The 26,372-nt window shown below is 63.7% G+C and carries 21 protein-coding genes; 10 read left to right on the top strand and 11 right to left on the bottom strand.

Annotation, left to right across the window (positions count from 1 at the left end; all coding sequences use genetic code 11):
- The first annotated feature begins 103 nt into the window (after window positions 1-103).
- The 3 genes from J2848_RS30155 to J2848_RS30145 are packed head-to-tail and all read left to right on the top strand — an operon-like array spanning window position 104 to window position 5,881.
- On the top strand, window positions 104-3,064 hold the full coding sequence (locus J2848_RS30155) for an ATP-binding protein (RefSeq protein ID WP_170307201.1): 2,961 nt from the start codon (window positions 104-106) through the stop codon (window positions 3,062-3,064).
- Window positions 3,061-4,803 (top strand): response regulator receiver domain, encoded by a 1,743-nt coding sequence (locus J2848_RS30150; RefSeq protein ID WP_149234067.1) that lies wholly within the window; start codon window positions 3,061-3,063, stop codon window positions 4,801-4,803. Before J2848_RS30155 ends, J2848_RS30150 begins: the two co-directional genes overlap by 4 nt.
- The gene (locus J2848_RS30145) at window positions 4,793-5,881 is read left to right on the top strand and encodes a DNA cytosine methyltransferase (RefSeq protein WP_149234068.1); all 1,089 of its coding nucleotides are present in this window, start codon (window positions 4,793-4,795) and stop codon (window positions 5,879-5,881) included. Before J2848_RS30150 ends, J2848_RS30145 begins: the two co-directional genes overlap by 11 nt.
- Before the next feature lie 133 nt (window positions 5,882-6,014).
- Here the strand turns inward: J2848_RS30145 and J2848_RS30140 are convergent, their stop codons facing one another.
- The 4 genes from J2848_RS30140 to J2848_RS30125 all read right to left on the bottom strand — a co-directional run bounded on the left by J2848_RS30140 (window position 6,015) and on the right by J2848_RS30125 (window position 10,092).
- On the bottom strand, window positions 6,015-6,434 hold the full coding sequence (locus tag J2848_RS30140; RefSeq protein WP_246194217.1) for a hypothetical protein: 420 nt from the start codon (window positions 6,432-6,434) through the stop codon (window positions 6,015-6,017).
- A 63-nt stretch (window positions 6,435-6,497) separates the two neighbouring features.
- A protein-coding gene (locus J2848_RS30135) for an IS3 family transposase (RefSeq protein ID WP_149234069.1) occupies window positions 6,498-7,678 on the bottom strand; the annotation gives its coding sequence in 2 pieces (ribosomal slippage) (window positions 6,498-7,384 and window positions 7,384-7,678; 1,182 coding nt in all).
- A gap of 136 nt (window positions 7,679-7,814) precedes the next feature.
- Window positions 7,815-8,837 carry an AraC family transcriptional regulator gene (locus J2848_RS30130; RefSeq protein ID WP_149234070.1) on the bottom strand — a complete coding sequence of 341 codons (1,023 nt, stop codon included), beginning with the start codon at window positions 8,835-8,837 and terminating at the stop codon, window positions 7,815-7,817.
- A 49-nt stretch (window positions 8,838-8,886) separates the two neighbouring features.
- Window positions 8,887-10,092 (bottom strand): ABC transporter substrate-binding protein, encoded by a 1,206-nt coding sequence (locus J2848_RS30125; protein WP_149234071.1) that lies wholly within the window; start codon window positions 10,090-10,092, stop codon window positions 8,887-8,889.
- A gap of 209 nt (window positions 10,093-10,301) precedes the next feature.
- Between J2848_RS30125 and J2848_RS30120 the strand changes: the two genes are divergently transcribed.
- On the top strand, window positions 10,302-10,808 hold the full coding sequence (locus tag J2848_RS30120) for a 4-hydroxylaminobenzoate lyase (protein ID WP_149234072.1): 507 nt from the start codon (window positions 10,302-10,304) through the stop codon (window positions 10,806-10,808).
- Between the two features lie 130 nt (window positions 10,809-10,938).
- On the opposite strand, the gene J2848_RS30115 is transcribed toward J2848_RS30120, so the two are convergent.
- From J2848_RS30115 to J2848_RS30085, 7 genes are read right to left on the bottom strand one after another with little or no spacing between them, the layout of a single operon-like run.
- Entirely contained in the window at window positions 10,939-11,493 is a 555-nt protein-coding gene (locus tag J2848_RS30115; RefSeq protein WP_149234073.1) for a 3-hydroxyanthranilate 3,4-dioxygenase, read from the bottom strand.
- Between the two features lie 29 nt (window positions 11,494-11,522).
- Window positions 11,523-11,942, bottom strand: a complete 420-nt coding sequence (locus tag J2848_RS30110; RefSeq protein WP_149234074.1) for a RidA family protein — start codon at window positions 11,940-11,942, stop codon at window positions 11,523-11,525.
- The gene (locus tag J2848_RS30105) at window positions 11,939-12,718 is read right to left on the bottom strand and encodes a 2-keto-4-pentenoate hydratase (protein WP_149234075.1); all 780 of its coding nucleotides are present in this window, start codon (window positions 12,716-12,718) and stop codon (window positions 11,939-11,941) included. The genes J2848_RS30110 and J2848_RS30105 overlap by 4 nt, the downstream gene beginning before the upstream one ends.
- Complete coding sequence (dmpG, locus tag J2848_RS30100; RefSeq protein WP_149234076.1) at window positions 12,715-13,758, bottom strand: 4-hydroxy-2-oxovalerate aldolase; 1,044 nt, start codon at window positions 13,756-13,758, stop codon at window positions 12,715-12,717. The genes J2848_RS30105 and dmpG overlap by 4 nt, the downstream gene beginning before the upstream one ends.
- On the bottom strand, window positions 13,758-14,702 hold the full coding sequence (locus J2848_RS30095; protein WP_149234077.1) for an acetaldehyde dehydrogenase (acetylating): 945 nt from the start codon (window positions 14,700-14,702) through the stop codon (window positions 13,758-13,760). Before J2848_RS30095 ends, dmpG begins: the two co-directional genes overlap by 1 nt.
- Window positions 14,699-15,493 (bottom strand): 2-keto-4-pentenoate hydratase, encoded by a 795-nt coding sequence (locus J2848_RS30090; RefSeq protein WP_149234078.1) that lies wholly within the window; start codon window positions 15,491-15,493, stop codon window positions 14,699-14,701. The genes J2848_RS30095 and J2848_RS30090 overlap by 4 nt, the downstream gene beginning before the upstream one ends.
- 8 nt (window positions 15,494-15,501) lie before the next feature.
- Entirely contained in the window at window positions 15,502-16,959 is a 1,458-nt protein-coding gene (locus J2848_RS30085) for a 2-hydroxymuconic semialdehyde dehydrogenase (protein ID WP_149234079.1), read from the bottom strand.
- Window positions 16,960-17,414: 455 nt separating this feature from the next.
- Between J2848_RS30085 and J2848_RS30080 the strand changes: the two genes are divergently transcribed.
- The 6 genes from J2848_RS30080 to J2848_RS30055 all read left to right on the top strand — a co-directional run bounded on the left by J2848_RS30080 (window position 17,415) and on the right by J2848_RS30055 (window position 26,336).
- Window positions 17,415-19,019 carry an MFS transporter gene (locus tag J2848_RS30080; protein WP_149234080.1) on the top strand — a complete coding sequence of 535 codons (1,605 nt, stop codon included), beginning with the start codon at window positions 17,415-17,417 and terminating at the stop codon, window positions 19,017-19,019.
- Between the two features lie 46 nt (window positions 19,020-19,065).
- Window positions 19,066-22,503: a molybdopterin-dependent oxidoreductase gene (locus J2848_RS30075; RefSeq protein WP_149234081.1), complete on the top strand. Its 3,438-nt coding sequence runs from the start codon at window positions 19,066-19,068 to the stop codon at window positions 22,501-22,503.
- A gap of 85 nt (window positions 22,504-22,588) precedes the next feature.
- Window positions 22,589-23,566, top strand: a complete 978-nt coding sequence (locus J2848_RS30070; protein WP_149234082.1) for a LysR substrate-binding domain-containing protein — start codon at window positions 22,589-22,591, stop codon at window positions 23,564-23,566.
- A 197-nt stretch (window positions 23,567-23,763) separates the two neighbouring features.
- Entirely contained in the window at window positions 23,764-24,819 is a 1,056-nt protein-coding gene (locus J2848_RS30065; protein ID WP_149234083.1) for an amidohydrolase family protein, read from the top strand.
- 69 nt (window positions 24,820-24,888) lie between these two features.
- Window positions 24,889-25,461: an NADPH-dependent FMN reductase gene (locus tag J2848_RS30060; RefSeq protein WP_211103281.1), complete on the top strand. Its 573-nt coding sequence runs from the start codon at window positions 24,889-24,891 to the stop codon at window positions 25,459-25,461.
- Window positions 25,462-25,490: 29 nt separating this feature from the next.
- The gene (locus tag J2848_RS30055) at window positions 25,491-26,336 is read left to right on the top strand and encodes an SDR family oxidoreductase (RefSeq protein ID WP_149234084.1); all 846 of its coding nucleotides are present in this window, start codon (window positions 25,491-25,493) and stop codon (window positions 26,334-26,336) included.
- Window positions 26,337-26,372 lie beyond the last annotated feature (36 nt).

Here is a 26,372-nt window from a genome sequence, read left to right as displayed (position 1 = left end):
AGAGAGTTTGCCCCGGCTGTGCTGCATGCTATAAGGCGGATGTATATATAACAAGGTTTTGAGCTTTATGGCCAAATTTTGGGTTAGAGCGCGGGCTGTGGATATGCTCGGACGCCAGCAGATTGCTGGCATCCCCACAGCCTTGCACGAACTTTTCAAGAACGCTCATGATGCATATGCCCGCCGTGTCGAGGTTGACTACTTTCGGGCCGACCGGCAGCTGATTCTGCGCGATGACGGCGATGGCATGAGCAGGCTCGACTTTGAGCAAAAGTGGCTGACTCTAGGAACCGATAGTAAGGTCGACGCAAACCGCGTTGATGAAACCACACTGAAGGTTGGGCCTCGCGGTCTCAAAACACGAAAAGTCCTTGGAGAAAAGGGGATTGGGCGGTTGGCCGTTGCCGCCATAGGGCCGTTGGTTTTAGTGCTGACACGGTGCGATCCCAAGGCGTCTCAGGTCGATGAAATTACTGTAGCCCTTGTTCACTGGGGGTTGTTCGAGATTCCGGGTATAGACCTGGGGGAAATTGATATTCCCATTCTCTCGTTGCCTGGCGGAACCCTTCCTGGACGCGATGTCATCGAGAGCTTGGTTACCCAGGTAGCTACCAGTATCAACAAACTTGTTCCAATCCAGTATCGGAAGCGGCTCACAGACGCTCTGCAGGCTATGAGTGAAGTGGACCCCATTGGCATGGCGGATTGGCTTTCTAATTCGGCTGCTCGTGACGGCCGCTCGGATCTGAGCTTGCGACGAGATGGGCACGGCACTCATTTTGTAATTGCTCCTGTCGATCCAATTCTCAATGCTGACATCGACGTAACTGGCTATGCTGGCTCATCACCTTTTCAAAGATTGCTTCTTGGTTTCGGCAATACGTTGGCAGAAGACAATGTTGAATTTTCTGCTGAATTCCGCGACCACCGCGAAGACGGAGTAGTTGAAGAGCTAATCGGTAAGAAGAGTTTTTTCAGCTTGGAGGAGTTCGAATCCGTCGATCATCACTTTGAAGGGCGGTTTGACGAGCTTGGTAACTTCGCCGGCACTATTCAGCTCTATAGAGGAGAAAAGCAGCCCTATGCTCTGAGCTGGCCGCAGTCTGGGGGGCGCCAGACGGACTGCGGGCCTTTCCGTCTGAGGCTCGGCTATCTCATGGGGCTGGCCGATGAGAGTCGTTTGCCGCGGGACGAACATGGAATCATGTATGCGAAGCTTCAGCGTTTTGGCGGGCTCTATATTTATCGTGACGGCATTCGCGTGTTGCCTTACGGAAATTCTGACTATGACTTTCTGAACATAGAGCAAAGAAGAACACTTAAGGCGACAGATTGGTTCTTTTCCTACCGGCGAATGCTTGGTTGGATTGATATCACACATGGCGAAAATGGTGCATTGGTTGAGAAGGCGGGGCGCGAAGGCTTCCGTGAGAACAAAGCTTATCGCCAATTTCGCGATATTTTGGAGAATTTTTTTAAGCAACTCGCTATAGACTACTTCAGACCTACATCAGATTTGGGGGAAGATTTTCGCCTTGAGCGTCAGAGACGTGTTGAGGATGCAGAGCGTCTTAAGCAACGAGAAGCGTCAAGTCGTGAAAGAAAGAAAAAGTTTGCTGTTATCCTGGACAGGCATCTTGATGCAATTGAACGCGGAGAGCCTGCCGAAAAGGCCAATAAATTAAAAGTGGAGCTTGATGAGCGGCTGGGATTTTTAGATGCTGTCGATCCTGACGTCGCGGCTACTCGTCTATTAGACATTGAAGCTGAGTTCCTTGCCAAGCTGCAAGCACTCGAAAGCGGCATGGCTTTGGTACGCCCGCGCGGTATCGCGTTAGCTCGCTCTATGGAAGCCGCTTGGAAAGCTTACGATCAGGCAATGACGAACATTCGCACCACGGTGTTCGAGCCTGTACGGACCCATTTGGTTCAGACCGTTGCGAACTTCCGGATCGCCAGGGGGCTTGGGGTTGAACGACAAAAGCGGGCAAGGGAAGCATTAGAGCGGGAAAAATCAGAGTCTTTAAGTGAGGTGAGGCGCCTTAGACGCGAAGCAGAACAGGCTATGGTTCGTGTCGAACAAGCAGTACGTGGAATAATGCGCGACGAAGTTAATAAGTTTCAGAGATATATCGAGGAGTTGCTTGTTGAGCTTGGACGAATGAATCTCGATCGGCTCGATGATATGGAGGCTTACAATCGGCAACGTGAGTTGGAGCGAGCAATTGCTGAACGCCTTAACCAAGGGCGGCTTCTCCTTGAAGGCATGAGGGACCAACTTAGCGGCGTCGCCTCGGCAATGGCTGAGCGCAACGATCTGGACGAAACTGCCGCTGCTCTTGAGCGTCGTGCTATCGAGTTGCAGGACCGCCTTGACCTATATACTGATTTGGCTCAAGCGGGATCGGCTATCGGAATTGTCGGCCATGAGTTCGCCAACGTTGCCGATGGCGTACGGAAGAGTGTCCGCCGTCTCAAGCCATGGGCGGACGGCACTCCTGCTTTGAAGGACATCTACAACGATCTGGTATCCTATTTTGATGAACTGGACAGTTATCTCGCTCTGTTCGCCCCGCTGAGCCGGCGTCGATATCGGAAAAAAACATCTGTGACCGGAGCCTTCATTGAGAAATATCTATTGGAAGCACTAGCCTCAAGAATGCACGAATCTGGTATAAATCTAGAGGTCACGGAGAGTTTCCGTACAAAATCTTTAGAAGGCTTCTTGTCTACAATTCTGGGCGCGACCTTGAACATAGTGGACAATGCCCTTTATTGGGCCTCCTTGGGTATCGGTGAAGATAAGCGAATAATCTTGGACGCTGATGATGTAGGATGGTTGTTCTCAAATACCGGGCCAGGAATTTCATTGAGAATGGCTGAGCGCATATTTGAGTTCGGTATAAGCACTAAACCCGGCGGACGAGGCATGGGACTTGCCATATCTCGTGATGCCTTACAGAAAATTGGATTTGATTTAGAGCTTCTAAATCCGGGGACACAGAACCATCCGATATTCCGTATTGGGCCTAATGCCGATATGACTGAGGAAAATGAAAAATGACTCGTCTGTTTACGTCGTTACGAGAACTGCGCCAGGATGCGGTTGAAGCCTTTGTGCGTACTGCCATTCTGATTGATAACGAACCGCTAACCGAACAGAGCTCGGACGTAGTTGAAGGTACCATTCTGACGGCGCAGTCAGCTGCCTATCGTCCTGGTGCAGTAGCCAGATTGGAACCTTCAGCCGAGGACAGCGTTACCTCCGTTAAAGCGCAACGTCCTATCACAAACCATCCTCATCAACTCAGCGTGAGGCCGGTAACGAACGCTTTTGCTGGTCGTAGAATAACCTGCGGCTTCTATTTTCCTTCTGATGAAGACGCGGATATTGTAGAAACCGCATTTTCTGCCGCTAAACACGTCGATGTTACAATCTTGGATTGGCAGCTGCGTGTAGGCGATACCGCACCTGCAAAGGAGTTGATTGTCCGTCTGCTAAAGGATGACCAGGGTGCTGGTGGGCGCCTGCGGCTTATCGTCGTCTATACTGGCGAAAGACCGCTAAATGATCAATGTACGAACTTGCATAACCACCTTATCTCTCAAGGCTTTAACCAATTTAGAGTCGTAGATGAGGAACGCGGTCTGCATGATCGTGATGTTCTGATTGCATTTGCCAATAAGCCTACCCGAGGCCCACAAGTCGAGCAGGTGGGCCCTGCTGCTCGCCCTATAGCTTGGAGTGAGCTTCCTCAGTTCGTGTTGGAACAATTTGGCAATCTGGCGCAGGGCCTCCTTCAGGCATTTTCGTTGAAGAGTATTGGCGCCGTTCGCGATGACACGCACCACCTACTCTCTGTTTTCTCCGAAGATCTCGATGGAGCCTATCTTGCTCAGCGCGCCGGCATTGGCTCCCCGACTGATGCTGAAGAGATGATGGTTGGGTTACTTGCTTCGGAGTTTGTTACTTCGATTGCTGATCGCGAGATTGGTAAAGAAATTCTTGGTTCAGAATCTTGCATATATGCCGTTAAGCCGAGAAATAATCCGGAGCAGGTGGTGGTTAAGGAGTATAATGGCGGGGAAAAATACAAAACTATTGTGAATCAACCTAAAGGAAAATCCAAGTTTATTCAAGCTGACGACACGTCTCTTCAATATTTGGCTCGGATTGGGCTGGACAGCGGTGCGCTAAAACTGAAGGCGAATAATATAAAGCATTTAAAAAGGCAGTTTTTTGATAGTGATGCGGTGGCTGAGGCGGTGTTGGCTAAGTTTGCTAGATTGACGTTGTTCACTCGGGAGTCTGATGGAGTGCGCAAGTCTGGTAAAGATCCGATTGCTTTGACCGGAGGCGTCATTGTAAGAAGAGAAACCAGGGGTGAAGATGGCTCCGTTACCGAAACATATTTGCTTTGTATGCAGCCAGGATGCGACGCAGTCCGACTGTCTAAGCCGACGGCCTTTCCGTTTTGCAAAACGACTGTGAACGACAATTGTTTTGATCTCGTTGTTCATGTGAACGGGGTCAATATCTTTCTTCTAGTTGATAGACGGCCAAAGAATATGAGCCTTATTGAATTTGAGGTTGATTTACCTACGCAAGTTGTTAAAACGGAGGTGAATGGTAAGAAGCGAGGGTTTTGGACTAAGGGGCGCACGGAGTTTTGGGAGTTTGTGGCTGAGTTGCGCCCAATGGAAGCGCAAAATTTCACCAGTCAGCTCGTTGGGCAGTTTAATCGTGTGGCCTTGAACGGTTCCGAGTGGTTGCGGTTGAGTGGTAACAACGATGAGCGCTAACTTCTGGAAATCGAGGTCGAGAGCCTCGGCTGGCGGAAATTCGGCGGATAAGCCCATTGCTATTGACCTTTTCTGTGGCTCTGGGGCTGTTACCACTGCGATAAAGGCAAATGGATATCGTGTCGTTGCTGCGGTTGATATAAATCGAATCTGTGGTGTCACTTATAGGAAAAATCACCCAGAGGTTATCTTTAAGAGAAGGGATATTCGCTCTCTTCAGCCGTCGGAGCTTGCGGTTGCAATTCCTACTGGCAAGCAATTAAAGCTGATGGCTGTTTGTGCGCCTTGTCAACCCTTTAGCTCGCAAAACCGTAGGCGAGGAGCCGCGGACACACGGGCTCCTTTGATCCTCGAATCCGTTCGTCTGGCAAGGGCACTGAAGCCGCAGCTCATCATTTATGAGAATGTGCCTGGGATTGCCGCCAGCGCCATTTTTCAGCGGCTTAAACGCTCGCTTGCGTCGGCAGGGTATATCTTAGGAATTCCGCAGCGAGTTGATGCTGCGGATTTCGGTGTGCCCCAGCGGCGCGTTCGATGCATCGTGGCAGCTGTACGCGCGCCAGGCAGGATTAAAGATTTTGCGCTATCGACGCAGGGATCCGAGCGCGTGACCGTACGTGACGCGTTGGCAGATTTGCGACCTCTTTCGTCCGGCGAAAGCGACCCTTACGATCCTTTGCACATTAGCCGTGTGCACCACGAGATCACGCTTAGGCGATTGGCGGCTATCCCACAGGACGGCGGGAGTCGGGACAGCTTGCCTCCTGAGTTGCAACTTGAATGTCATCGAAATCGAGATAGGGGTGATTTTTGCGATGTTTATGGGCGCATGCGATGGGACGGTGTCGCTCCAACATTGACGACGGGCTGCACAGATGTGACCCGAGGACGCTATGCACATCCTCGTGATGATCGTGCAATTACGTTGCGCGAAGCCGCACGCTTGCAGACTTTTCCTGACTGGTACCGATTTGCAGGCAATCGCTCGCAAATTGCTGAACAGATTGGTAATGCCGTTCCTGTAGAGATGTTTCGTCGGTTGGTGTCGGCATTGAGGCGGTCTTATCCAGATGCGTAGGGGGATTAAGTGTACTTCTTAGAGCCATTAACGCTAATGGATATCTAGGATAAATTTCCCTTTTTTAATGGGCGTGGGGTGTTGCGAGTGAGGATTGGGAAGTAAAAAGCTGGAACGGCCAAGGGGTGTATGGTCATATTGACAGAATGAGCCATTGTTGCTCTCGGCCATTGCGTGCCCCCGCAACCAACGACAGTTGACAGCCCGCCTCCAACGAGGCGGGCTGTCGGCGTTTCGGGTCCGCCTCGGCGCACGCCTCCAGGATTGCCAGCAGGTCGCCATGAAGCTGGGCCTCCAGCCCGGCGCCCGAGGGGCAGGGGGACAGCACGACGCGGTCGACCATGGACCGGATCATCTCCATCGCGGCCATCCCCTCGTCGCCGTCGCCGAGCACGGACTCGAGCTCAGCGATCTTCCGCCTGTACAGCTCCGGCAGGTTGGCCGGCAGCAGTATCTCCGGCGCCTCCGTCCCCAGGGCGCCGATCTCGGCGGCGAGCGTGGCGCGCTCGGCCTCCAGGGCGGACAGCCGCTCCTTCAGGGCCGGGCTGTACATCCTGTTCTCCACCGCCTCCAGGATCGACGCGATTGATCTTGCCCTGCTTCGGTGGACATGGGTTCACGCAGATTTTAGCCCGGCCTGTTCGGGGGTGATGTATCCGATGGCCGAGTGAGCGCGTTGGCGATTGTAGTAGGTTTCGATGTAGGCGAACACCTCCCGGCGGGCCTGGTCGCGGGTTTCGAACCGGGTACGATGGACCAACTCGACCTTGAGGGTGTGGAAGAAGCTCTCCATGGGAGCATTGTCGTAGCAGCAGCCCTTGCGCGACATGGACTGCCGCATCCCGGCCGCCTGCAACAGGTCCCGGTAGTCCCGAGAGGCATACTGACTGCCGCGATCGGAATGCTGGATGAGACCCACAGACGGCCGTTGGCGCTGGATGGCCATCACCAGAGCCGAGGTGGTGAGTTCGGTGCGCATATGATCGCGCATCGCCCAGCCAACGATCTTCCGGGTCGCCAGATCGAGCACCGCCGCCAGATACAGCCAGCCTTCAGCAGTGGGCAAATAGGTGATGTCGGCAAGCCAGACCCGGTTGGGCTCGGCCACCTGGAAGACCTGACCCAGCAGATCGGGAGCGACCGGAAGGCCATGGCGGCTATCGGTCGTTACGGGCCGGAACCGGCGTGCGGCTGCACCCCGGATGCCGTGGCGGCGCATCAGACGCGCCACCCGGCCCCGGCTGGCGGCGACGCCCTCCGCGCGGAGGGATGCATGCACGCGCGAGCTGCCATAGTGGCCATAGTGGCGACCATGAACGCGTCGGATCTCGACCAGAAGCTGTCGGTTGGCGGCGGCCCGTTGGCTTTCCGGCCGCCCACGCCACGCGTAGTAACCGCTGGCGGACACCCCGAGTACCGAGCACATGAGCCGGGCCGGGAACTCGTCCCGGTGGTCCTCGATGAAGCGGAACCTCATCTCGGCGGTTCCGAGAAGATGCTGATGGCCTTTTTTAAAATGTCGCGTTCCTGCCGGGTGCGCTCCAACTCGCGTCGCAGCCGCGCGATCTCCGCCGTCTGCTCGTCCGGCTTGGCCGGAATGGCGGTGCCGGATACGGCAGGGGCGCCAGACCGTGAGCGCGGCGGGTGCCCTTGGGCTACCCGCCGCCAGTTCCTCAGCACCGAGGCCTGGAGGCCCAACTCCCGCGCCACATGCTCCAGTGGCCGGCCGCTCCCTTCCAGAAGGGCAACGGCCTCACGCTTGAACTCGTCCGCGAAGGATCGCCTCGTCTTCGTCATCAGACACCTTCCCGCTCCACTCGGAGCTTAGCTGTGGTGTCCACCGAAGCAGGGCAAGATCTCTTTTCCCTTGCGCCGCAGCGGTCGTCCACACAATGACGGTGCCTGGTCGGTGCCAACGAGTTGACGGTGCCCTTCAGCGGGCTGATCGCCGGGTTCGCCGGTATTGACCGGGGGACATCCCGACAACGCTCCGGAATGCCGAACCGAAGGCGCTTTGTCCGGAATAGCCGACATCCTGCGCGATGCTGGTCAGCGACGCATCGGTTTCGATCAGCAGACGACCGGCCACCTCCATCCGTTTCAGCAGTTGCCATTTCAACGGCGGCACCCCGATGGCGCGCCGGAAGGCCCGGCACAGGTGCTCGCCGGACAATCCGACAAGCGACGACAGCTCGTCCAGTCCGACCGGTCGATCGAGATTTCCTTCCAGATGCGTGCAGATCTTGCGGACCTGCCAGGGCGCCATCTCGCTTCCGGCGGATGGCGGGACTGCCGGACGTTGCCGCCAATGGCGTTGCAGCAGGCGCAGCACGATCAGGTTCGCCCGGCTCTCCATCTCGAACCTGGAGGGATGGTCGTCCCTTTCGAACGCCCGTCGCACGTACCATCCGATCGCCTCGGTGATTTCCCGGTCCTCGTACATCACCCGCTCGGTCCGGATGAGGCCGCCGGGGTCCCCCGCCGAAGCCATGCCGGACACCTGGGAGACGAAGGCGTCCGGCAGGTAGAGATGGGCGAACCGGATGGCCGAAGGGGCCATGAACCGCAGTTCGACATTTGCCGGATGGACGGAAAAGCCGTCTGGACGCAGCCGCTCCGGCCGGACGGTTGTCGGCCCGACACGCTGGACCAGACTGCCGGTCAGCCTGAGCGCGATGACGTGGCAAGGCTGGTGGTCCGGATGGAGACGGGTGTCGAACCCCTTGGGCGCATCCCACAGGGCGACGGGCATCGGCCAGGACGCCCCGACGCCGGCGAGGTCCATGAGTTCGACCCCAGCCCTCTTCGGAAGTTCATCCATTGAGAACACGAGACCCTCGCCACGCTGTGGTCCGCCCGATGCTACCACCTTGTCCGGAGAAGGCCAATCCGCACCGTTAGAGCGGATCGCGTAAGATCGGAATCGATTTGAAGCGTGAATCCGATCGCCAAACATAAAGCTATGGCATCGTGCATTTCATATGAAACACACGATGCCATAGCATCTATTTCGCGACCAGCGGGCACTGGCTCTCCGCCAGCGGGCGGACGGTGTCCACCGCCGGGATGGTGCGCAGGATCCGGTAGTAGTCCCAGGGGTATTGAACCTCCTTCGGCGACTTCACCTGGACCAGATACATGTCGTGCACCATCCGGCCGTCTTCGCGGATGAAGCCGTCCTTGGCGAAGATGTCGTTGACCTTCGTCTCGCGCATCTTCGCGGCGATTTTTTCCGGATCATCGGTGCCGAGCGTCTCGACCGCCTTCAGGTAATGCGTCACGGCGGAATAGACGCCCGCCTGCGCCATCGTCGGCATCGCGCCGTGCAGTTGATGGAAGCGCTTGGACCAGGCACGCGTCTCCTCGGTGCGGTCCCAGTAGAAGCCGGTCGTCAGGATCAGCCCCTGGGCGCTCTCCAGCCCGATGCCGTGGACATCGGAAATGAAGACCGCCATCCCGGCCAGCTTGGGCCCCCCGGCGTTGCCGCCGAATTCGGCGAATTGCTTGACCGCGTTGATCATGTCGGCGCCGCCGTTGGCCAGCGCGATGACATCCGACCCGGTCGCCTGGGCCTGGAGGATGAAGGAGGAGAAGTCGGCCGTGTTCACCGGGTGCTTGGTGACGCCGAGAACGGTACCGCCCTGCGTCTCGACCACCTTGGCGAGGTCGGCGGCCATCGCCTGGCCGAAGGAATAGTCCGCAGCGATCACGTACCATTTCCTCAGCTTCTCCTCCAGGATCGCCCGGGCCGTCGACGCGGCGACCGAGTAGGTGTCCCAGACCCATTGGAAGCCGGTCGGCATGCAGGCCTTGCCGGTAAGGTCGGCGGTGCCGGACCCGGCATAGACGACGAGCTTGCGCCGTTCCCTGGCGATCGCCTGCACCGCCAGCGCAACCGACGAATTGGGGACGTCCATCACCAGGTCGACGCCGTCCTCGTCATACCAGCGGCGTACGATGGCGGAACCGATGTCGGCCTTGTTCTGATGGTCGGCGGCGACCAGCTCGACCGGCACCCCGGCGACCTTGCCGCCGAAATCGTCGATCGCCATGCGGGCGGCGACCCGGCCGCCCGGTCCCGACAGGCCGGCGAAGATGCCGGAGTAGTCGGTTGCTATGCCGATGCGAACGACACCGCCGGAGATTTGGGCGACGGCGGCGGTGCCGCCCATCACGCAGTAGGTCAGGAATGCCAGTGTGAGACGCCGCATGTCAGCCTCGCTGCATGAAGAATGATTTTCATGAACGCACCGGGTTCCCGCCACGGCAACGGCCGAACGGGCCGTCCGCCCCCACTTGTCCGACTTTGCGTCAATCGCGCGAGAAACGGATCAATCCGGCGCAAACCGGTTCCGTCCGTCGCGCTAGCATCGCCGTACGACCCGCCCCATGACGGTGGCCGGAAAGGAGAGGGAACGCGATGATCAACCAGGACGGCCTGCCGACAGGACCCCACAAGCCCGAACTCGTCGCCCGGCTGGAGCAGCTCGTCGCCTTCATCGGCGACAGTCCGCTGGACGCCGCGCTGGAGGACAGGCTCAACCGGCATTTCGGACCGCAGACGCCGGAATTCCAGGACATGACGCGCCTCCTGCGGGCCGGCATCGAGGAAGGATGGGCGTGCTATGCCGAGATCGACGGGGCCGACTACCGCCGTGGCCGGCTGGGAACGGCCGGTGACGGCGTACATGATTTCGTCATCGAAAGCGCGCGGCTGAAGGACGTGAAGGGCAACCACCACCGGCATCCGCTGGGGGAGATCAACATGATCCAGCCTCTGGATCCGGCCGGCCGGTTCTGCGGCAGCGGAGAGGGCTGGAAGGTGTTCGCCCCCGAGACCAGCCACTACCCGACGGTGACCGGCGGGGCCTGCACCTTCATCTTCCTGCTGCCGAAGGGTAAAATCGAATACAGCGACGGGCCTTGAGGCCGGATTCCGCACGTGCAGGCCATCGCCGACCTGATCCTGGGGTCGGCGGGAAGCCGCAGACAGGGCACGACGAAGAACCCCGCGGGGACGTCCCCGCGGGGTTCTTCTTGAACCGGCGCCTTTCCGCCTACCGTCTTTCCGGCAGGGTCACCCAGCCCGCCGGTGGTTCCTTGCCGGGATGCACCGTGCCGCAATGGGGACAGGTGCGCTTCTCCACGCTCTCGTAGAAGGATTTGTAGAGCGGCGGCAGGTCGCGGACGATGGAGACGAGGCTGACCTCGACCCGATGGACGAGGTGCCGGCACTCGAAGCAGTACCATTCGAAGGCGTCGAGCGCGTCCTTGGGCCGCTTGGGCTCGACCACCAGCCCGACCGAGCCTTCCATCGGCCGCTGCGGCGAATGGCGGACGTGCGGAGGCAGAAGGAAGATGTCCCCCTCGCGCAGCGGCACGTCGTAGAAGTCGCCGTTATCCACCACCTTCAGCACCATGTCGCCCTGAAGCTGATAGAAGAATTCCTCCACCGGGTCGTCGTGGTAGTCGGTGCGGCGGTTCGGTCCGCCGACGACGGTGACCATCAGGTCGGCATCCTCCCAGATCTGCCGGTTGCCGACCGGCGGCTTCAGCAGGTGGCGGTGTTCCTCGATCCAGCGGCCGAAGTTGAATCCCTGAAGTCGTGCCATGGCGATGTGGTCCTTCCGGTTGTGCCGCCTCAGCGCAGCGGCTTGTAGGCGACGGCCTTGATCTCGATCAGCAGGTGGGGATGCGGCAGCTGGTGGACGGCGACGGTCGTGCGGGTCGGGCCATCGACGTCGAAATATTCGGCGTAGACTTCGTTGTAACCCTTGAAATCGTTCATGTTAATGAGAAAGGCCCCGACCTCCACCAGATCGCCCAGCGCGGCGCCCTCGACCCGCAGGATGTCGGCGATGTTCTCGATCACCGCGCGGGTCTGGGCGCGGATGTCGAGGTCGGTGGCGCCCATCGCGTCCACCGAAACCCCGTCGAAGCTGTTGTCGGGCCGGCGCGACGAAGTGCCGGAGACGAACAGGAAGTCACCCGCCCGCTTGATGTGGGGAAAGCGGCCGCGCGGCGTCGCCTTGCCCTCGACCAGGGTTGCCTTCACGCTCATGGTTGTTCTCCTCTCACGCTGAAGGCGACGGAACCCAGCCCCTGAATTTCGGTGCGGACATGCCGGCCGGCCTGCAGCGGCACCGCTTCGGTCGCCGCCCCGGCCAGGACGATGTCGCCGGGCGACAGGGTCTCGCCGGCTTCCGCCACCAGCCGGGCCGCCGCGACCAGGGAGCGCAGCGGATGACCGAGGATGGCGGCGGAGGAGCCGATCTGGACCGGCTGCCCGTCGATCCGCATCACCATGCCGAGATTGGCGATGTCGGTCGCCGCCGGGCGCAGCGCCCCCAGCACGATGCCGGAGGAGGAGGCATTGTCCGCCACCACATCGGCAAGGCTGAACTTGAAGTTCCGGTAGCGGCTGTCGATGACTTCCATCGCCGGCGCCACCGCCTCGACCGCGCCCAGCGCCTCGGCCGGCGACACCCGGCCGGCCAGCGGCTTCTTCAGGAGGAAGGCGATCTCCGGCTCGGCCCGCGGATGGATGCGGCCGGACAGTGACAGTTCGCCCCCCTCCTCGATCCGCATGGCATCGGTCAGCCGGCCCCAGATCACCTCCGACACGCCGACCTGACGCATCTTGGCGCGGGAGGTCAACCCCATCTTCACCCCGATGCGCCGTTCCCCCCGCTCCAGCCGGCGGGCGATCGACAGCTGTTGGACGGCATAGCCGGCGGCGGGGTCAAGGCCGGGGACCGCGTCGGTCAGTTGCGCGATGGCGGTACCGGTGCGGGCCGCCTCATCGACGATGGCGGCCAGTTCATTCAGGTCGGTCATGCCGCCGCCTCCTTTCGGGCCAGAAGATCGAGCGCCACGTCCACGATCATGTCCTCCTGGCCGCCCACCATGTTGCGCCGTCCCAGCTCCACCAGGATCTCCCGCGTCTCGATGCCGTAGGTCTCCGAGGCGCGTTCGGCGTGGCGCAGGAAGCTGGAATAGACGCCGGCATAGCCGAGCGACAGCGTCTCGCGGTCCACCCGCACCGGCCGGTCCTGCAGCGGTCGCACCAGCTCTTCCGCTGCGTCCTGCAGCTTGAACAGGTCGCAGCCGTGCGCCCAGCCGCAGCGGTCGGCGACGGCGACGAACACCTCCAGCGGCGCATTGCCGGCCCCGGCGCCCATTCCGGTCAGCGAGGCGTCCACCCGGCGCGCCCCGCCCTCGACGGCGACCACCGAGTTGGCGACCCCCAGCGACAGATTGTGGTGCGCGTGGATGCCGCGTTCGGTCCCGGGTTTCAACGCCCGGTCATAGGCGGCGAAGCGCTCGGCGACTGCCCGCATGGTCATCGCGCCGCCGCTGTCGGTGACGTAGACGCAATGGGCGCCGTAGCCTTCCATCAGCGTCGCCTGCCCGGCCAGCGCCGTCGGGTCGCTCATGTGGCTCATCATCAGGAAGCCGGAGACGTCCATCCCGAGGTCCCGCGCCGCCGCGATGTGCTGGGCGGAGACGTCGGCCTCCGTGCAGTGGGTGGCGACGCGGACCGACGCGACGCCGAGGTCGCGCGCCCGCTTCAGGTCATCGATGGTGCCGATGCCGGGCAGCAGCAGGGTGGTCAGCACCGCGCGCCTGCACGCCTTGCCCGCCGCCTCGATCCAGGCCCAGTCGGTGTGCGCGCCGAAGCCGTAATTGAACGAGGAGCCCGACAGCCCGTCGCCATGCGCCACCTCGATGGCATCGACGCCAGCCTCGTCCAGCGCCTCGGCGATGGCGCGCACATGGCCGAGGTCGTAGCGGTGGCGGATGGCGTGCATGCCGTCGCGCAGCGTCACGTCCTGGATATAGAGCCGGGGTGCTCCGGCGGTGTTGGATCCTTGCATCAGTGCGTCCCCCCGACCCAATTGCGCAGCACGGCCAGCCGTTCCGCCGTCGTCATCGCCGCCGAGGTCATGATGTCCAGATTGCCGGCATAGGCCGGCAGATAATGCGCGGCCCCCTCGACCTCGAGGAAGACGGAGACCTTGAGGCCGGTGAATTCGCGGTCCAGCTCTGCGATGCGCAGGGGCTGGTTGTGGCCGATCCGCTCGATCTGCACCGCCTGCTTCAGGCGATAGCCCGGCGCGTAGGACCGCACCGCCTGGACCATGTCCTCGACCGAGGCGCGGATCGCGTCCGGATCGGTGTCGTCGCACAGGCAGTAGACGGTGTCCCGCATGATCAGCGGCGGCTCGGCCGGGTTGAGCACGATGACCGCCTTGCCGTGGCTGGCGCCGCCGACCGCCTCGATCGCCTGTGCGGTGGTCTCGGTGAACTCGTCGATGTTGGCACGGGTGCCGGGGCCGGCCGATTTCGAGGCGATCGACGCGACGATCTCACCCCAGTGGACCTTGGCGACGCGGTTGATCGCATGGACGATCGGAACCGTCGCCTGTCCGCCGCAGGTCACCATGTTGACGTTCGGCGCGTCGAGATGCCGGTCGAGGTTGACCGACGGGACGACGTAGGGGCCGAGCGCGGCCGGCGTCAGGTCGATCACCTGCTTTCCGTCGGCCCGCAGCACGGCGTCATGCACCGCATGCGCCTTTGCCGATGTGGCATCGAAGACGATCTTGATGTCCTTGTAGACCTCCATCCGCCGCAGGCCCTCCAGCCCGTCCGCGGTGGTCGCGACACCCAGCCGGGCGGCGCGGGCCAGCCCGTCGGACGCCGGGTCGATCCCGACCAGCGCCGCCATCTCCAGCGTCCTGGACAGGCGCAGGATCTTGATCATCAGGTCGGTGCCGATGTTGCCCGAACCGATGATGGCGCATTTCGCTTTGCTCATTGGGACTCCTCCCCGCCGAAGCCGACGCGCACGGAGCCGAGCCCCTCGATGCGCGCCTCGTAGGTTGTTCCCGGCGATGCCGGCACCATCGGTCCCAGGGCGCCGGACAGCACGATGTCGCCGGCGCGCAGGGGCCGCCCCGATCGCGCCATCACCCGCGCCAGCCACAGCGTCGCATTGACGGGCGAGCCGAGGCAGGCGGCGCCGGCCCCGGTGGAGACCGGCTCGCCGTTGCCCTCCAGCACCATGCCGCAGGTCAGCAGATCGACCGCATCGAGCCGCCGCATCTCGTGGCCGAGCACGAACAGGCCGGAGGAGGCGTTGTCGGCGATGGTGTCGGTGATCCGGATGTTCCACCCCTCCACCCGGCTGTCGACGATCTCCAGCGCCGGGACCGCCCAGGCGATCGCCGACAGCACGTCGGCGGTGGTCAGCCGGTCGTCGTCGAGGTCGCGGCCGATCAGGAAGGCGATCTCCGCCTCGATCTTCGGCTGGATCAACCGTCCGGCGGGGACTTCGCCGCCGTTGGCGACATCCATGTCATGGAACAGCATGCCGTAATCGGGCTGCGACACGCCGAGCTGCGCCTGCACCGACCGGGCGGTCAGCCCGATCTTGCGGCCGACCAGCCGGGCGCCTTCGGCGAGCCGCCGCTCGGTGTTGCGTTCCTGGACCGCGTAGGCGGCCTCAATGTCGCTCTCGCCGATGATCGAGCGAACGGGGGGACAGGCGATCCCGCTTCCGGCGGCCTCCCAGAGGGCCGCGGCGGCGCGTGTTACGGAATCCGGCATGCGGGTCCTCACAGCTTGATGCAGATGTTGGAAGGTTCGGAATAGAAGTTCAGAGAGTGCACGCCGCCCTCCCGCCCGATGCCGGAGAGCTTCACGCCGCCGAACGGCGTGCGCAGGTCGCGCAGGTACCAGGAGTTGATCCAGACCAGCCCGGCCTCGATGCGGCGGGCGACGCGATGGCCGCGCGACAGGTTCTGCGTCCAGATCGAGGCGCAGAGGCCATAGTCGGTGTCGTTGGCGCGGGCGATCGCCTCCTCCTCGCTGTCGAAGGGGGCGATGTGGCAGACCGGGCCGAAGATCTCCTCGCGGCAGACCCGCGCATCGTCGCCGAGGCCGGTCCAGATGGTCGGCTGCACGAAGAAGCCGTCGTCGCGATCGTCGCCGAAGCGGGGCGTGCCGCCGCCGGTGACCACGGTGGCGCCTTCCTCCACCGCCAGCCGGAAATAGGACAGAACCTTGTCGCGGTGCCCGGCGGAGATCAGCGGGCCGGTATCGACGCCGGCATCCTCCGGCCGGCCCAGCACCAGCGCCTCCGCCTTCTCCTTCAGGGCGCGGACGAAGCGGTCGAAGATCGGCCGCTCGACATAGACACGCTCGGTGCACATGCAGACTTGTCCGCAATTGGTGAACACCGCCCGCGCCATGCCCTCGACCGTCGCGTCGAAATCGCAGTCGGCGAAGATCACCGCCGGATTCTTGCCGCCCAGTTCGAAGGAGATCGGCTTCACCCGGTCGGCCGCCGCCTTCATGATCGCGGTTCCCGTCCGGCTTTCCCCGGTGAAGGTGATGGCGTCCACGCCGGGGTGGGTGGTCAGCAGTTCGCCGGCCGAACCGGGGCCGAATCCATGCACCAGATTGAAGGCGCCGGCCGGGATGCCGACCTCCTGCATCACCTCGGCCAGCAGGGTGGCGGTGGAGGGCGTCTCCTCCGACGGCTTGGCGATCACCGCGTTGCCGGCGGCCATGGCCGGCGCCACCTTCCAGGTCAGCAGAAGCAGCGGCAGGTTCCACGGCGCGATCACCGCGACGACGCCCAGCGGCCGGCGGACCGAATAATTCAGGGCGCCGGCGCCGTCCGGGGTCGTCATCTCGTAGGATTCATTGGGATAGGCCCGGATCAGGTCGGCGAAGATGCGGAAGTTCGCCGCCCCGCGCGGGATGTCGATGGTGCGGGCCTGGGAATGGGACTTGCCGGTGTCGGCGATCTCCGCCGCTAGGAAATCGTCGAACCGGGCTTCCATCCGGTCGGCCACCTTGTGCAGCAGGGCGGCGCGCTCCGCATCGCCCATCCGTCCCCAGTCGCCTTCGACGGCCCGGCGGGCCGCTGCGACGGCGCGCGCCACGGTCGCCGCATCGGCTTCCGATACGTCGCAAACCTTGGTGCCGTTGACGGGATTCACGTTCGCGAAGGTCCGTCCGGTTTCGATCCAGCTGTTTCCTGCAAAATTGCGAAGCAAGGCCGCCATGGGTGCTCCTGTGCCGCAGGCCGGTGGCGGGCGAGGCCGCCACGGCGTCGATTTTCCGATGTGAGGCGATATTGGGAAGACGCAGGGCGCCGGAGCCCCGGCAGTGCCTGCAGGGGACGTTTTGAAAAGGCCGTCGCCGGGTCCGGTATCGGTTGTCGCCTGCCGATTGCCGTGACGAAGCGTCTCATTGCGCGGCATCCGGATCAAATAAGTTTTGCCTGCCCTGATATTCTGGATCGGAATACCAGACACCGCTCCACCCGGCCGGTATTCGATCGTTCGGCGATATTCCAATGCAGAATATCAAAGCGGGAATCTTTGATTATCGGCGCCTTATCCAGGGTCCTAAAGTGACGGCCGGTATTCTGACGCCTGTATCCAAAACGGGACCGCGAGCATTGTCCCTCCGGGCGGACAGATTTTCTTCGATGCGACGCCCAATACGGAGACTCACAATGACTGCCGAAATCATGACCGGCACGCCAGAGCGGCGTGTCTCCCGGCGCGAGACCGTCAAGGTTATTACCGGCGCTTCGGTCGGTACCGTTCTCGAATGGTATGACTTCTTTCTCTACGGCAGCCTGGCCGTATTCTTCAGCGCGCATTTCTTTCCTTCGGGCAGCGCCACTGCGGGCTATCTGGCGACCCTCGCGACGTTCGGCGTCGGCTTCGTGATCCGTCCGCTGGGTGCCGTCCTCTTCGGCCGCTTCGGCGACAAGGCCGGGCGCAAGGCGACGTTTCTCGCCACCATCATCGCGATGGGTATTTCGACGGCCGGCATCGGGCTGCTGCCCGGCTTCGAAACGCTCGGCTGGGCCTCGACCATCCTGCTGATCGCCCTGCGCCTGCTCCAGGGGCTGGCGATGGGCGGCGAGTATGGCGGCGCCGCCACCTACATTGCCGAACACACCGAGCCGGGACGCCGCGGCTACAGCACGAGCTGGCTGCAGACCACGGCGACCGTCGGCTTCCTGCTGTCGCTGGCCGTCGTGCTGGCCTGCCGCGCGACGATCGGTGCCGACGACTTCGCGGCGTGGGGCTGGCGCATCCCGTTCCTGTCGTCGGTCCTCATCCTGATCATCTCGGTCTACATCCGGGCGACGCTGAGCGAATCCCCGGTCTTCACCCGGATGAAGCGGGAAAACCGCGCCTCCGCCTCGCCGCTGCGCGACACCTTCGCCGACCGGGCCAACGTCAAGAAGATGCTGGTCGTCCTGTTCGGCGCCCAGGCGGCGGTCGCCGTAGTCTGGTACACCTGCAATTTCTACACGCTCTATTTCCTCACCAGCACGCTGAAGCTGCCGACCATGCTGACCTATGGCTACATGGGTGCGGCGTTGCTGTTCAGCCTGCCGCTCTACATCTTCTTCGGCTGGCTGTCCGACCGGATCGGACGCAAGTGGATCGTGCTGGCCGGCTGCGCCCTGGCGGTCGCCACGCTGCAGCCGATTTTCCAGCAGCTGACCGTGGCCGTGAACCCGCGGCTGGCGGAATTCCAGCGGACGGTGAAGGTCGAGCTGATCTCCGGCGCATGCAGCCGCGCCCTGTTCGCCGCACCGGTGAGCGACTGCGACAAGGCGCGGGACTTCCTGACCCAGGCGGGCATTTCCTACAGCCTGACTCCGGCGAAATCCGCGCATGAGCCGCTCGACATCCGCATCGGGGAAAACCGGGTGTCGGGCTTCGACCGCGCGGCCCTGCAGGACGCCCTCGACCGGGCGGGCTATCCGCGGGCGGCCGATCTCGAAGCGGTCGACAGGCCGATGCTGTTCGGCCTGCTCGCCCTTCTGATGATCTGGGGTGCGATGGCCTACGCACCGATGTCGGCCTATTATGTGGAGCTGTTTCCGGCGAAGGTGCGCTACACCTCGGTCTCGGTGCCCTACAACGTCGGGGCCGCCTATTTCGGGGGGCTGGCGCCGTTCATGTCCACCGCCTTCGCCGTCCAGTCGGGCAACATCTACAACGGCCTCTGGTACACCATCATCGTCGGCGGAGCCTCCGTCCTGTTCGGCGCCATCTTCCTGAAGGAATCCCGCGGCAACGACCTGTCGCAGTGAACGGTCCGTTACGGACCGCCCGATACCGGACGAGCGGGGGCTACCGATGGATGTACGCGAGGAACATGGCTGGTGCGCCCTTTGCCGGTCGCGCTGCGGAACCGTCAACACCATTGCCGGCGACCGGCTGGTCGGGGTCGCGCCCGATCCCGGCCATCCGACCGGCCGCGCGGTCTGCCCCAAGGGGCGCGCCGCGCCGGAGATCGCGCATAGTTCCCGCCGCCTGCTGCGTCCGCTCAAGCGGACCCGGCCGAAGACCGACCCGGACCCCGGCTGGCGGGAGGTGAGCTGGGATGAGGCGCTTGACGACATCGCGGCGCGCCTGGACGGGATCAGGCAGGAGAGTGGCGCCGAGGCGGTGGCCTTCGCGCTGAGCTCGCCGAGCGGGACGGCGCTGTCGGACAGCTTCGACTGGATCCTGCGCTTCATCCGCCTGTTCGGCAGCCCGAACATCTGCGACGCCATGGAAATCTGCAACTGGCAGAAGGACCATGCGCACAAGTTCACCTTCGGCGTCGGCATGCCGACGCCGGAGTTTTCGAAGTCCGACCTGATCCTGCTGTGGGGCTACAATCCGGCAAACTCCTGGCTCGCCCATTCCGGCGCTGTCGCGGCGGCGCAGGCCGCCGGCGCAAGGGTCGTCGTGATCGACCCGAAGAAGTCGGGACACGCGTTGCAGACACCGTACTGGATGCGGTTGCGCCCCGGCACGGACGGCGTCCTCGCCCTCGGCCTCGCCCATCTGCTGATCGAAAGCGGCGGCTACGATCAGGATTTCGTCCGGCGCTGGACCAACGGGCCCCTGCTGGTCGACCGCGCCACCGGCCTGTTCCTGCGCGGCGCCGACGTCGGGCTTGCCGAGACCCCCGATTGCTACGTCGCCTGGGACGAGGGGGATGGCGGGATCGTACCTTATCATCCCGACCTTGCGGTCGATCCGGACGAGGGGAGGCGCCTCGCCCTGCACGGACGGTTCGACGTCCGGACCGGCGGCCGGACGCTCGACTGCGAGCCGGCGTTCGCGATCTACGCCAGGGCCTGCGCGGCCTACCCCCCCGACCGGGTGGCGGAGATCACCGGACTGCCGCCGGAGGATGTCCACACCCTTGCCGGGCTGATCGCGAGTTCCAGCAGGATCAGCTATCACGCCTGGACCGGCATCGCCCAGCACGCCGAGGCGACGCAGACCGAGCGCGCCATCGCGCTGCTCTATGCGCTGACCGGCTGTTTCGATGCGGAGGGTGGCAATGTCCGGCTGAACCGGCAGCCGGTCAACCCGGTCGCCGACCTCACGATGCTCGACGAGGGGCAGCGGCGGAAGGCGCTCGGCCTGGCCGACCGCCCGCTAGGCCCGCCGGAGATGGGACAGGTGACGGCGACCGACGTCTACACCGCCATCCTGGAAAAGCGCCCCTACGCGGTCCGCGCCCTGGTCGCCTTCGGTTCCAACATGCTGGCGTCGCGGCCCGAGCCGGAACGCGGCAGGCAGGCATTGGAAAGCCTGGAATTCCAGGTGCACGTCGACCTGTTCATGACCCCGAGCGCCGCGCTGGCCGACTATGTGCTGCCGGCCAACAGCCTGTGGGAGCGCGAGGCGCTGCGCGTCGGCTTCGAGATCAGCGCCGAGGCGGAGGAACGCGTCCAGCTTCGCCCGCGTATGGTCCCGCCACAGGGTGAGTCCCGCTCGGACCTCTGGATCGTTTTCCAACTGGCCAGGCGCCTCGGTCTGGAAAAGGAATTCTTCGGCGGCGACATCGAGGCCGCCTGGAACCATGTGCTGGAGCCCCTGGGGCTGACCACCGGCGCGTTGCGGGCCAGCCCCGGCGGTGTCCGGCGCCCCGTCGCCCAGGGCTACCGCAAGCATGCCGACGGCGCGGCCGGCTTCCCGACCCAGACGCGGCGGGTGGAACTCTATTCGGAGCTGCTGGCCCGCCACGGCCATCCGGCGGTGCCGCAATTCGGGCACGGACCGGAACCGTCCGGGCGGTTTCCCTACCTGCTGACCAACGGCCGGCAGGGGTATTATTGCCACAGCCAGCACCGGTCCATCAATTCGCTGCGCCGCCGCGCACCCTTCCCCCTGGTCAGCCTGAGCGCCGAACTGGCGCGGGAGAAGGCGATCGCCGACGGCGACTGGGTGCTGCTGCTCAGCCCGGCGGGACGCGCCGGCTTCAAGGCGAAGATCGACCCCGACCTGCTGCCCGACGTGGTGGTGGCCGATTACGGGTGGTGGCAGCCCAACCACGATCTGGCGCTCCCCGGCTATCCGGCGCTGGGGCCGGAAACCAGCAACTACAACGTCCTGACTCCCGCCGGCGCGATCGACCCGGTCAGCGGAGCGGTGTCGTTGCGTTCGACGCGCTGCGACGTGGTGCTCGACCGCGAGCGGTCGGCGCGCGACGGCTCCGTCCCGACGGCGGTGTACCGGGTTCGCGGAATCCGGCGGGAAACCCCCGACACCGTCTCGGTTCTGCTGTCGCCCGCCGATCGGGAGCGGGAGGATCCGGACCGCAGGCGGAGCTTTGTTCCGGGCCAGCATCTGACCGTCGCCTGCGACATCGTCGGGAACCGCGTCCGCCGTTCCTATTCGCTGTCGAACCGGGCGGCGGATGCCGGAAGCGGCCTCTACCGGATCACCGTGAAGCAAATGGCGGCCGGTGGCACGGACGGCCGGGCGGCCGTTCGCGGGGTCATGTCCACCCACATCAACACCGCGCTTGCCGTCGGCGATCTGCTGACGGCAAGCGGACCCGACGGCGTCTTCCGCATCCCGCCGGCCCCCGATTTTCCGGTGGTGCTGGTGGCGTCCGGCGTCGGCATCACGCCCTTCCTGTCCTATCTGGAGACCATCGCCGACCTGGAGGAGCCGCCCGAAGGCGCCCTCTACTACGGCAGCCGGAACGGGGCCGCCCGCATCTTCGGCGCCCGGCTGGACGAGCTGCGGCAGCGGCTGCCCGGCTTCCGGATCGTCGAATATTTCAGCCGCCCCGACGCCACGGACCTGCCCGGCATCGGTCACCACCGGCGCGGCCGGGTTTCGGCCGACGGCATCGACCAGCGCTGGATCGATCGCCGTGCCCGGTTCTACCTGTGCGGACCGGTCGCGATGCTGGCGGAGATCACGGACGGTCTGGCGGCGCGCGGCGTGCCGCGGTTCGAAATCTTCCAGGAGGCGTTCCATACCCCGCAGACCGCGGTGGAGACGGCTCCGGATGCCGCCCATCACGTCCACTTCGCCCGCTCGAACATCGGCGCGACATGGACCGCCGGACAGGGAACGGTCCTTGACATGGCGGACAGGCTGGGCGTGAGGCTGTCGGCCGGATGCCGTGTCGGCCAGTGCGAAAGCTGTCTCGTCCGGATCGTCAGCGGAAGCGTGGGGCACCGCGTCGCGACCGGTGCGCTCGGCACCGCGCCCGAGGGCGGGCGGTGGTGCCTGAGCTGTCAGGCCGTCCCGACGGGCGCGCTGGTGCTCGACGCATGAAGCCTGTCCGGTGGTAAACCGTTCCCGGAGCGGCTACCATCTCCACGCCATCGAATGGACTGGCTGACCGGCGAACGGGTTGGGAATGGCGCGGCGTTCGATCAACATCACCATCAACGGGCTCGGCCGCCGATTGAAGGTCAGCCAGCTCCTGATCTTCAACCGGGTGATGGAAACCGGCTCCCTCCTGCGGGCGGCCAACGATCTGCAGATGACGCAGCCGGCCGTCACCAAGGTCGTCCAGGAGCTGGAATATTGCTTCGAGGGGGAGCTTTTCTCCCGGACCAACCGCGGCGTCGTCCCCACCGATCTGGGGTTGCTGGTCGCACGGCGCATCAAATCGCTGCTGGCGGAGCTGCGGCTGCTGGCGGACGAGGTGAACGACTTCCGCGGCGGCGTGACCGGCCACGTCGTCGTCGGCACCCTGATTTCGGCGTCCGCCCATCTGCTGCCGTCAGCGATCGCGGCACTGAAGCGGGACGCCCCCGGCGTGCTGGTCACGGTGCGGGAGGGGCCGACCGTCGAGCTGTTCTCCGCCCTGGCGACCGGCGATCTCGACATCGTCGTCGGCCGGCTGCCGGAAAGCGAGCTGCCGATCTCCAACGCGTTTCCCCTCAGCCATTTCTCGCTTTTCGACGACCAGCTGTGCGTGGTGGCCGGCAAGCCGCACGCGGACGGTCTGTCCGCGGTGACCTCGCTGCCGGAGCTTGAGGGGGTTCCCTGGATCCTGCCGCCACCGGAATCCCCGATGCGCCTGACGGCCGACCGCCTGTTCCGGACCTCCGGGCTGCCGTTTCCGGTGGATGCGATCGAATCCCTTTCCATGCTGACGAACATCGGCCTGCTGCTGGAGGCGCCGCGCGTCGCCCTGATGCCGCACCGCGTCGCCCGGCAATTCGTCGGGATGGGACTTCTGCATGTCCTCGACCTGCCGGCGATCGGAACGTTCGGCAGCGTCGGCTATTCCGTCAGGGCGGGCAGGGACCTCACCCCCGCCGGCCAGTCCCTGATCGCCCGTTTGCGCCAGGTGGCCGGAACCGTGGCCGAGACGCTTCACGATTGAACGGCGGTATTCCAATCCAGAATAGCCACGGCGGGATGTTTGATTATTCGGCCCCGCCGGTTTGACCTACTCTGGTCACCAGACGATCGCAGGCGTCCCAGCCGTCCGATCGAAGATCGGCTCCGGTGGACGGTGTCATTTCTTCCGACATCGACCGGCAGCGATCATGCGCTGATCCCAACCAACAAGGCATCCCCATGACATTGCGGGTGGATATGCATTCGCATTTCTTTCCGGCTGTTTCCCGGACGGAAGCGGAGCGACTGGACGACCGGCACGGACCCTGGCTGTCGATCGACGCCAACGGGGAAACCGGCTTCATCATGACCGGAGACCAGAAGTTCCGTCCGGTGACGCGGGCCTTGTGGGATCCGCAGCGGCGCCTGGAGGACATGGACCGGCAGGGCATCGATATCCAGTTGATGTGCGCAACCCCGGTGATGTTCGGCTATGGCCGCGAGGGCCGCCTGGCGCTGGACTGGGCCAGGCGGATGAACGACAAGGCGCTGGAGCTGTGCGCCGCGGCGCCCCGACGTCTCTTCGCGCTGGCACAGGTGCCGCTCCAGGACGTGGATCTCGCCTGCGCCGAGGCGTCCCGCGCCTTTGCCGCCGGGCATCGGGGCGTGCAGATCGGCAACCATGTCGGGCCGCGTGATCTGGATGATGAGGCATTCATCACCTTCCTGACCCATTGCGCGGGGGAGGGAATTCCCGTGCTGGTCCATCCCTGGGACATGATGTCGGACGGGCGGATGAAGAAATGGATGCTGCCATGGCTGGTGGCGATGCCGGCCGAGACACAGCTGGGCATCCTGTCCCTGATCCTGTCCGGTGCGTTCGAACGGATTCCCGCCTCCCTGAAGATCTGCTTCGCCCACGGCGGCGGCAGCTTCCCGTACCTGCTCGGCCGCGTCGACAATGCCTGGAAGCATCGCGACATCGTCCGCGAGGACTGCCCCAGGCTGCCGTCCTCCTATGTGAGCCGCTTCTCGGTGGACAGCGCGGTCTTCGACCCGGCGGCCCTGCGCCTGCTGATCAACGTCATGGGCGAGGATCGGGTGATGCTCGGATCGGACTATCCGTTCCCGCTGGGCGAGCAGCGGATCGGCCGGCTGATCGGTGAACATCCCGGTCTGTCGCTCGGAGAAAAGCGCAAGCTCCTGGGCGAGAATGCCAGACGCTTCTTCGGCCTGCCGACGGCGGTGGGGCTGGAGAGGCCGTCGCCTGCGCCGGCCGGCCGGATGTCGGCGTGACGGTGAAGCCGTCGGCAGCTCCAGAGCCCCGGACGGCCCCCCCAAATCAACACACCGGAGGCACAGATCATGGTCAGAATTCTCGCGATGTCCGGCAGCTCCCGCAGGGGATCGGTCAATCAGAAACTGTTGGACAGGGTGGCGGCGGGTGCCCGGGACGCCGGCGCGCTGGTCACTGCGGTGCGGCTGGCCGACTACGACATGCCGATCTACGACGGGGACCTGGAGCAGGAGCGCGGCGTCCCGGACGGTGCGCGTGCCTTCCAGGCTGCGGTCGCCGAGCACGATGCGCTCCTGATCGCCACACCCGAACACAATGGCGGGTACACGGCGCTGCTGAAGAACGCGGTCGACTGGCTGTCCCGACCGCTGGCCGACGGCCGGACCGGCGTTTCGTTGCTGTCCGGCAAAACGGCCGCCCTGGTCTCCGCCTCGCCGGGAGTCCTCGGGGGCATCCGGTCGCAGACGGCACTGCGGATCGTGCTGGAAAAGCTGGGCGTGATCGTCCTTCCACAATCGATGGCGCTCGGCGGCGCGTACGACGCGTTCGACCAGGACGGGCGTCTGAAGGACCCCGTGACGGATGGCGTCGTCCGCAACATCGGACGGGACCTCGCAAGGCTCGTCGGACGGCTGGGCTGAGGCCGGGTCACATCAACGGAGTTTTACCCATGGCAAAGACGGTTCTGATTACCGGCACCTCGTCCGGATACGGCAAAGCCATCGCGACGCACTTCCTTGATCGCGGATGGAATGTCATCGCAACGATGCGGCGTCCAGATCGCTCGGTATTCACGGCGGCGGCCTTCACGGCGGCGACGGGCCGGCTGAACGTCCTGCCGTTGGACGTCACCAGTCCGGACAGCATCGCAGCCGCCATCGCCGACGGCGTCGGGCGGTTCGGGGCGATCGACGTGCTGGTGAACAATGCCGGCATCGGCTTGGCATCGGCGTTCGAGGCGACACCCGATGCCGTCATCCGCGAGGTCTTCGAGACCAACATATTCGGCGTCATGGCGACCTGCCGCGCCATCATCCCGCAGATGCGGCGGCAGGGCCATGGCGTGATCGTCAACCTGACGTCCAGCACCACCATCGGACCGATGCCGCTTGTCGCCGCCTATACAGCCAGCAAATCGGCGGTCGAGGGGTTCACCGAATCCTTGTCCTACGAGTTGCGCCAGTTCGGGATCGAGGCGCGGCTGGTGGAGCCGGGCTACGCACCGACCACGAATTTCTCGGCGAACGGCGCCCCCCGCATGCAGGGCCTGATCCCCGCGGAGTATGGCGCCTTCGCCCAAGCCTTCTTCGCGAAGATGGCCGACTATCCCACCGCCTACTGCACCGAGGCGGAGGTGGCGGAGGTCACGTTCGCCGCCGCCACCCTTGCCGGCCGTCAAGTGCGCTTTCCCGCGGGGCCGGACACTCGGATGCTGGCCGAATTGCGCTGGTCCACATCGGATGAGCACTATCAGGCACGGATGCGCGAGCTGTTCGACGTGGCGCCGGCGGCCTGACAGCGCGATCGATCGGAAGATGGCTCGGCGGCATTG

The sequence above is a fragment of the Azospirillum lipoferum genome, assembly GCF_024170005.1.
GTDB lineage: Bacteria > Pseudomonadota > Alphaproteobacteria > Azospirillales > Azospirillaceae > Azospirillum > Azospirillum lipoferum.
This window is presented reverse-complemented; position numbering and strand designations above follow the sequence as displayed.

Bases quoted from the DNA above. Each gene is read 5' to 3' on its own strand.
- J2848_RS30120 (WP_149234072.1), top strand. From the start codon at position 10,302: ATGATCAACCAGGACGGCCTGCCGACAGGACCCCACAAGCCCGAACTC.
- J2848_RS30105 (WP_149234075.1), bottom strand. From the start codon at position 12,718: ATGACCGACCTGAATGAACTGGCCGCCATCGTCGATGAGGCGGCCCGC.
- J2848_RS30065 (WP_149234083.1), top strand. From the start codon at position 23,764: ATGACATTGCGGGTGGATATGCATTCGCATTTCTTTCCGGCTGTTTCC.
- J2848_RS30115 (WP_149234073.1), bottom strand. From the start codon at position 11,493: ATGGCACGACTTCAGGGATTCAACTTCGGCCGCTGGATCGAGGAACAC.
- J2848_RS30150 (WP_149234067.1), top strand. From the start codon at position 3,061: ATGACTCGTCTGTTTACGTCGTTACGAGAACTGCGCCAGGATGCGGTT.
- J2848_RS30110 (WP_149234074.1), bottom strand. From the start codon at position 11,942: ATGAGCGTGAAGGCAACCCTGGTCGAGGGCAAGGCGACGCCGCGCGGC.
- J2848_RS30060 (WP_211103281.1), top strand. From the start codon at position 24,889: ATGGTCAGAATTCTCGCGATGTCCGGCAGCTCCCGCAGGGGATCGGTC.
- J2848_RS30130 (WP_149234070.1), bottom strand. From the start codon at position 8,837: ATGTTTGGCGATCGGATTCACGCTTCAAATCGATTCCGATCTTACGCG.
- dmpG (WP_149234076.1), bottom strand. From the start codon at position 13,758: ATGCAAGGATCCAACACCGCCGGAGCACCCCGGCTCTATATCCAGGAC.
- J2848_RS30080 (WP_149234080.1), top strand. From the start codon at position 17,415: ATGACTGCCGAAATCATGACCGGCACGCCAGAGCGGCGTGTCTCCCGG.
- J2848_RS30095 (WP_149234077.1), bottom strand. From the start codon at position 14,702: ATGAGCAAAGCGAAATGCGCCATCATCGGTTCGGGCAACATCGGCACC.
- J2848_RS30055 (WP_149234084.1), top strand. From the start codon at position 25,491: ATGGCAAAGACGGTTCTGATTACCGGCACCTCGTCCGGATACGGCAAA.
- J2848_RS30085 (WP_149234079.1), bottom strand. From the start codon at position 16,959: ATGGCGGCCTTGCTTCGCAATTTTGCAGGAAACAGCTGGATCGAAACC.
- J2848_RS30125 (WP_149234071.1), bottom strand. From the start codon at position 10,092: ATGCGGCGTCTCACACTGGCATTCCTGACCTACTGCGTGATGGGCGGC.
- J2848_RS30075 (WP_149234081.1), top strand. From the start codon at position 19,066: ATGGATGTACGCGAGGAACATGGCTGGTGCGCCCTTTGCCGGTCGCGC.
- J2848_RS30145 (WP_149234068.1), top strand. From the start codon at position 4,793: ATGAGCGCTAACTTCTGGAAATCGAGGTCGAGAGCCTCGGCTGGCGGA.
- J2848_RS30155 (WP_170307201.1), top strand. From the start codon at position 104: ATGCTCGGACGCCAGCAGATTGCTGGCATCCCCACAGCCTTGCACGAA.
- J2848_RS30070 (WP_149234082.1), top strand. From the start codon at position 22,589: ATGGCGCGGCGTTCGATCAACATCACCATCAACGGGCTCGGCCGCCGA.
- J2848_RS30090 (WP_149234078.1), bottom strand. From the start codon at position 15,493: ATGCCGGATTCCGTAACACGCGCCGCCGCGGCCCTCTGGGAGGCCGCC.
- J2848_RS30140 (WP_246194217.1), bottom strand. From the start codon at position 6,434: ATGTACAGCCCGGCCCTGAAGGAGCGGCTGTCCGCCCTGGAGGCCGAG.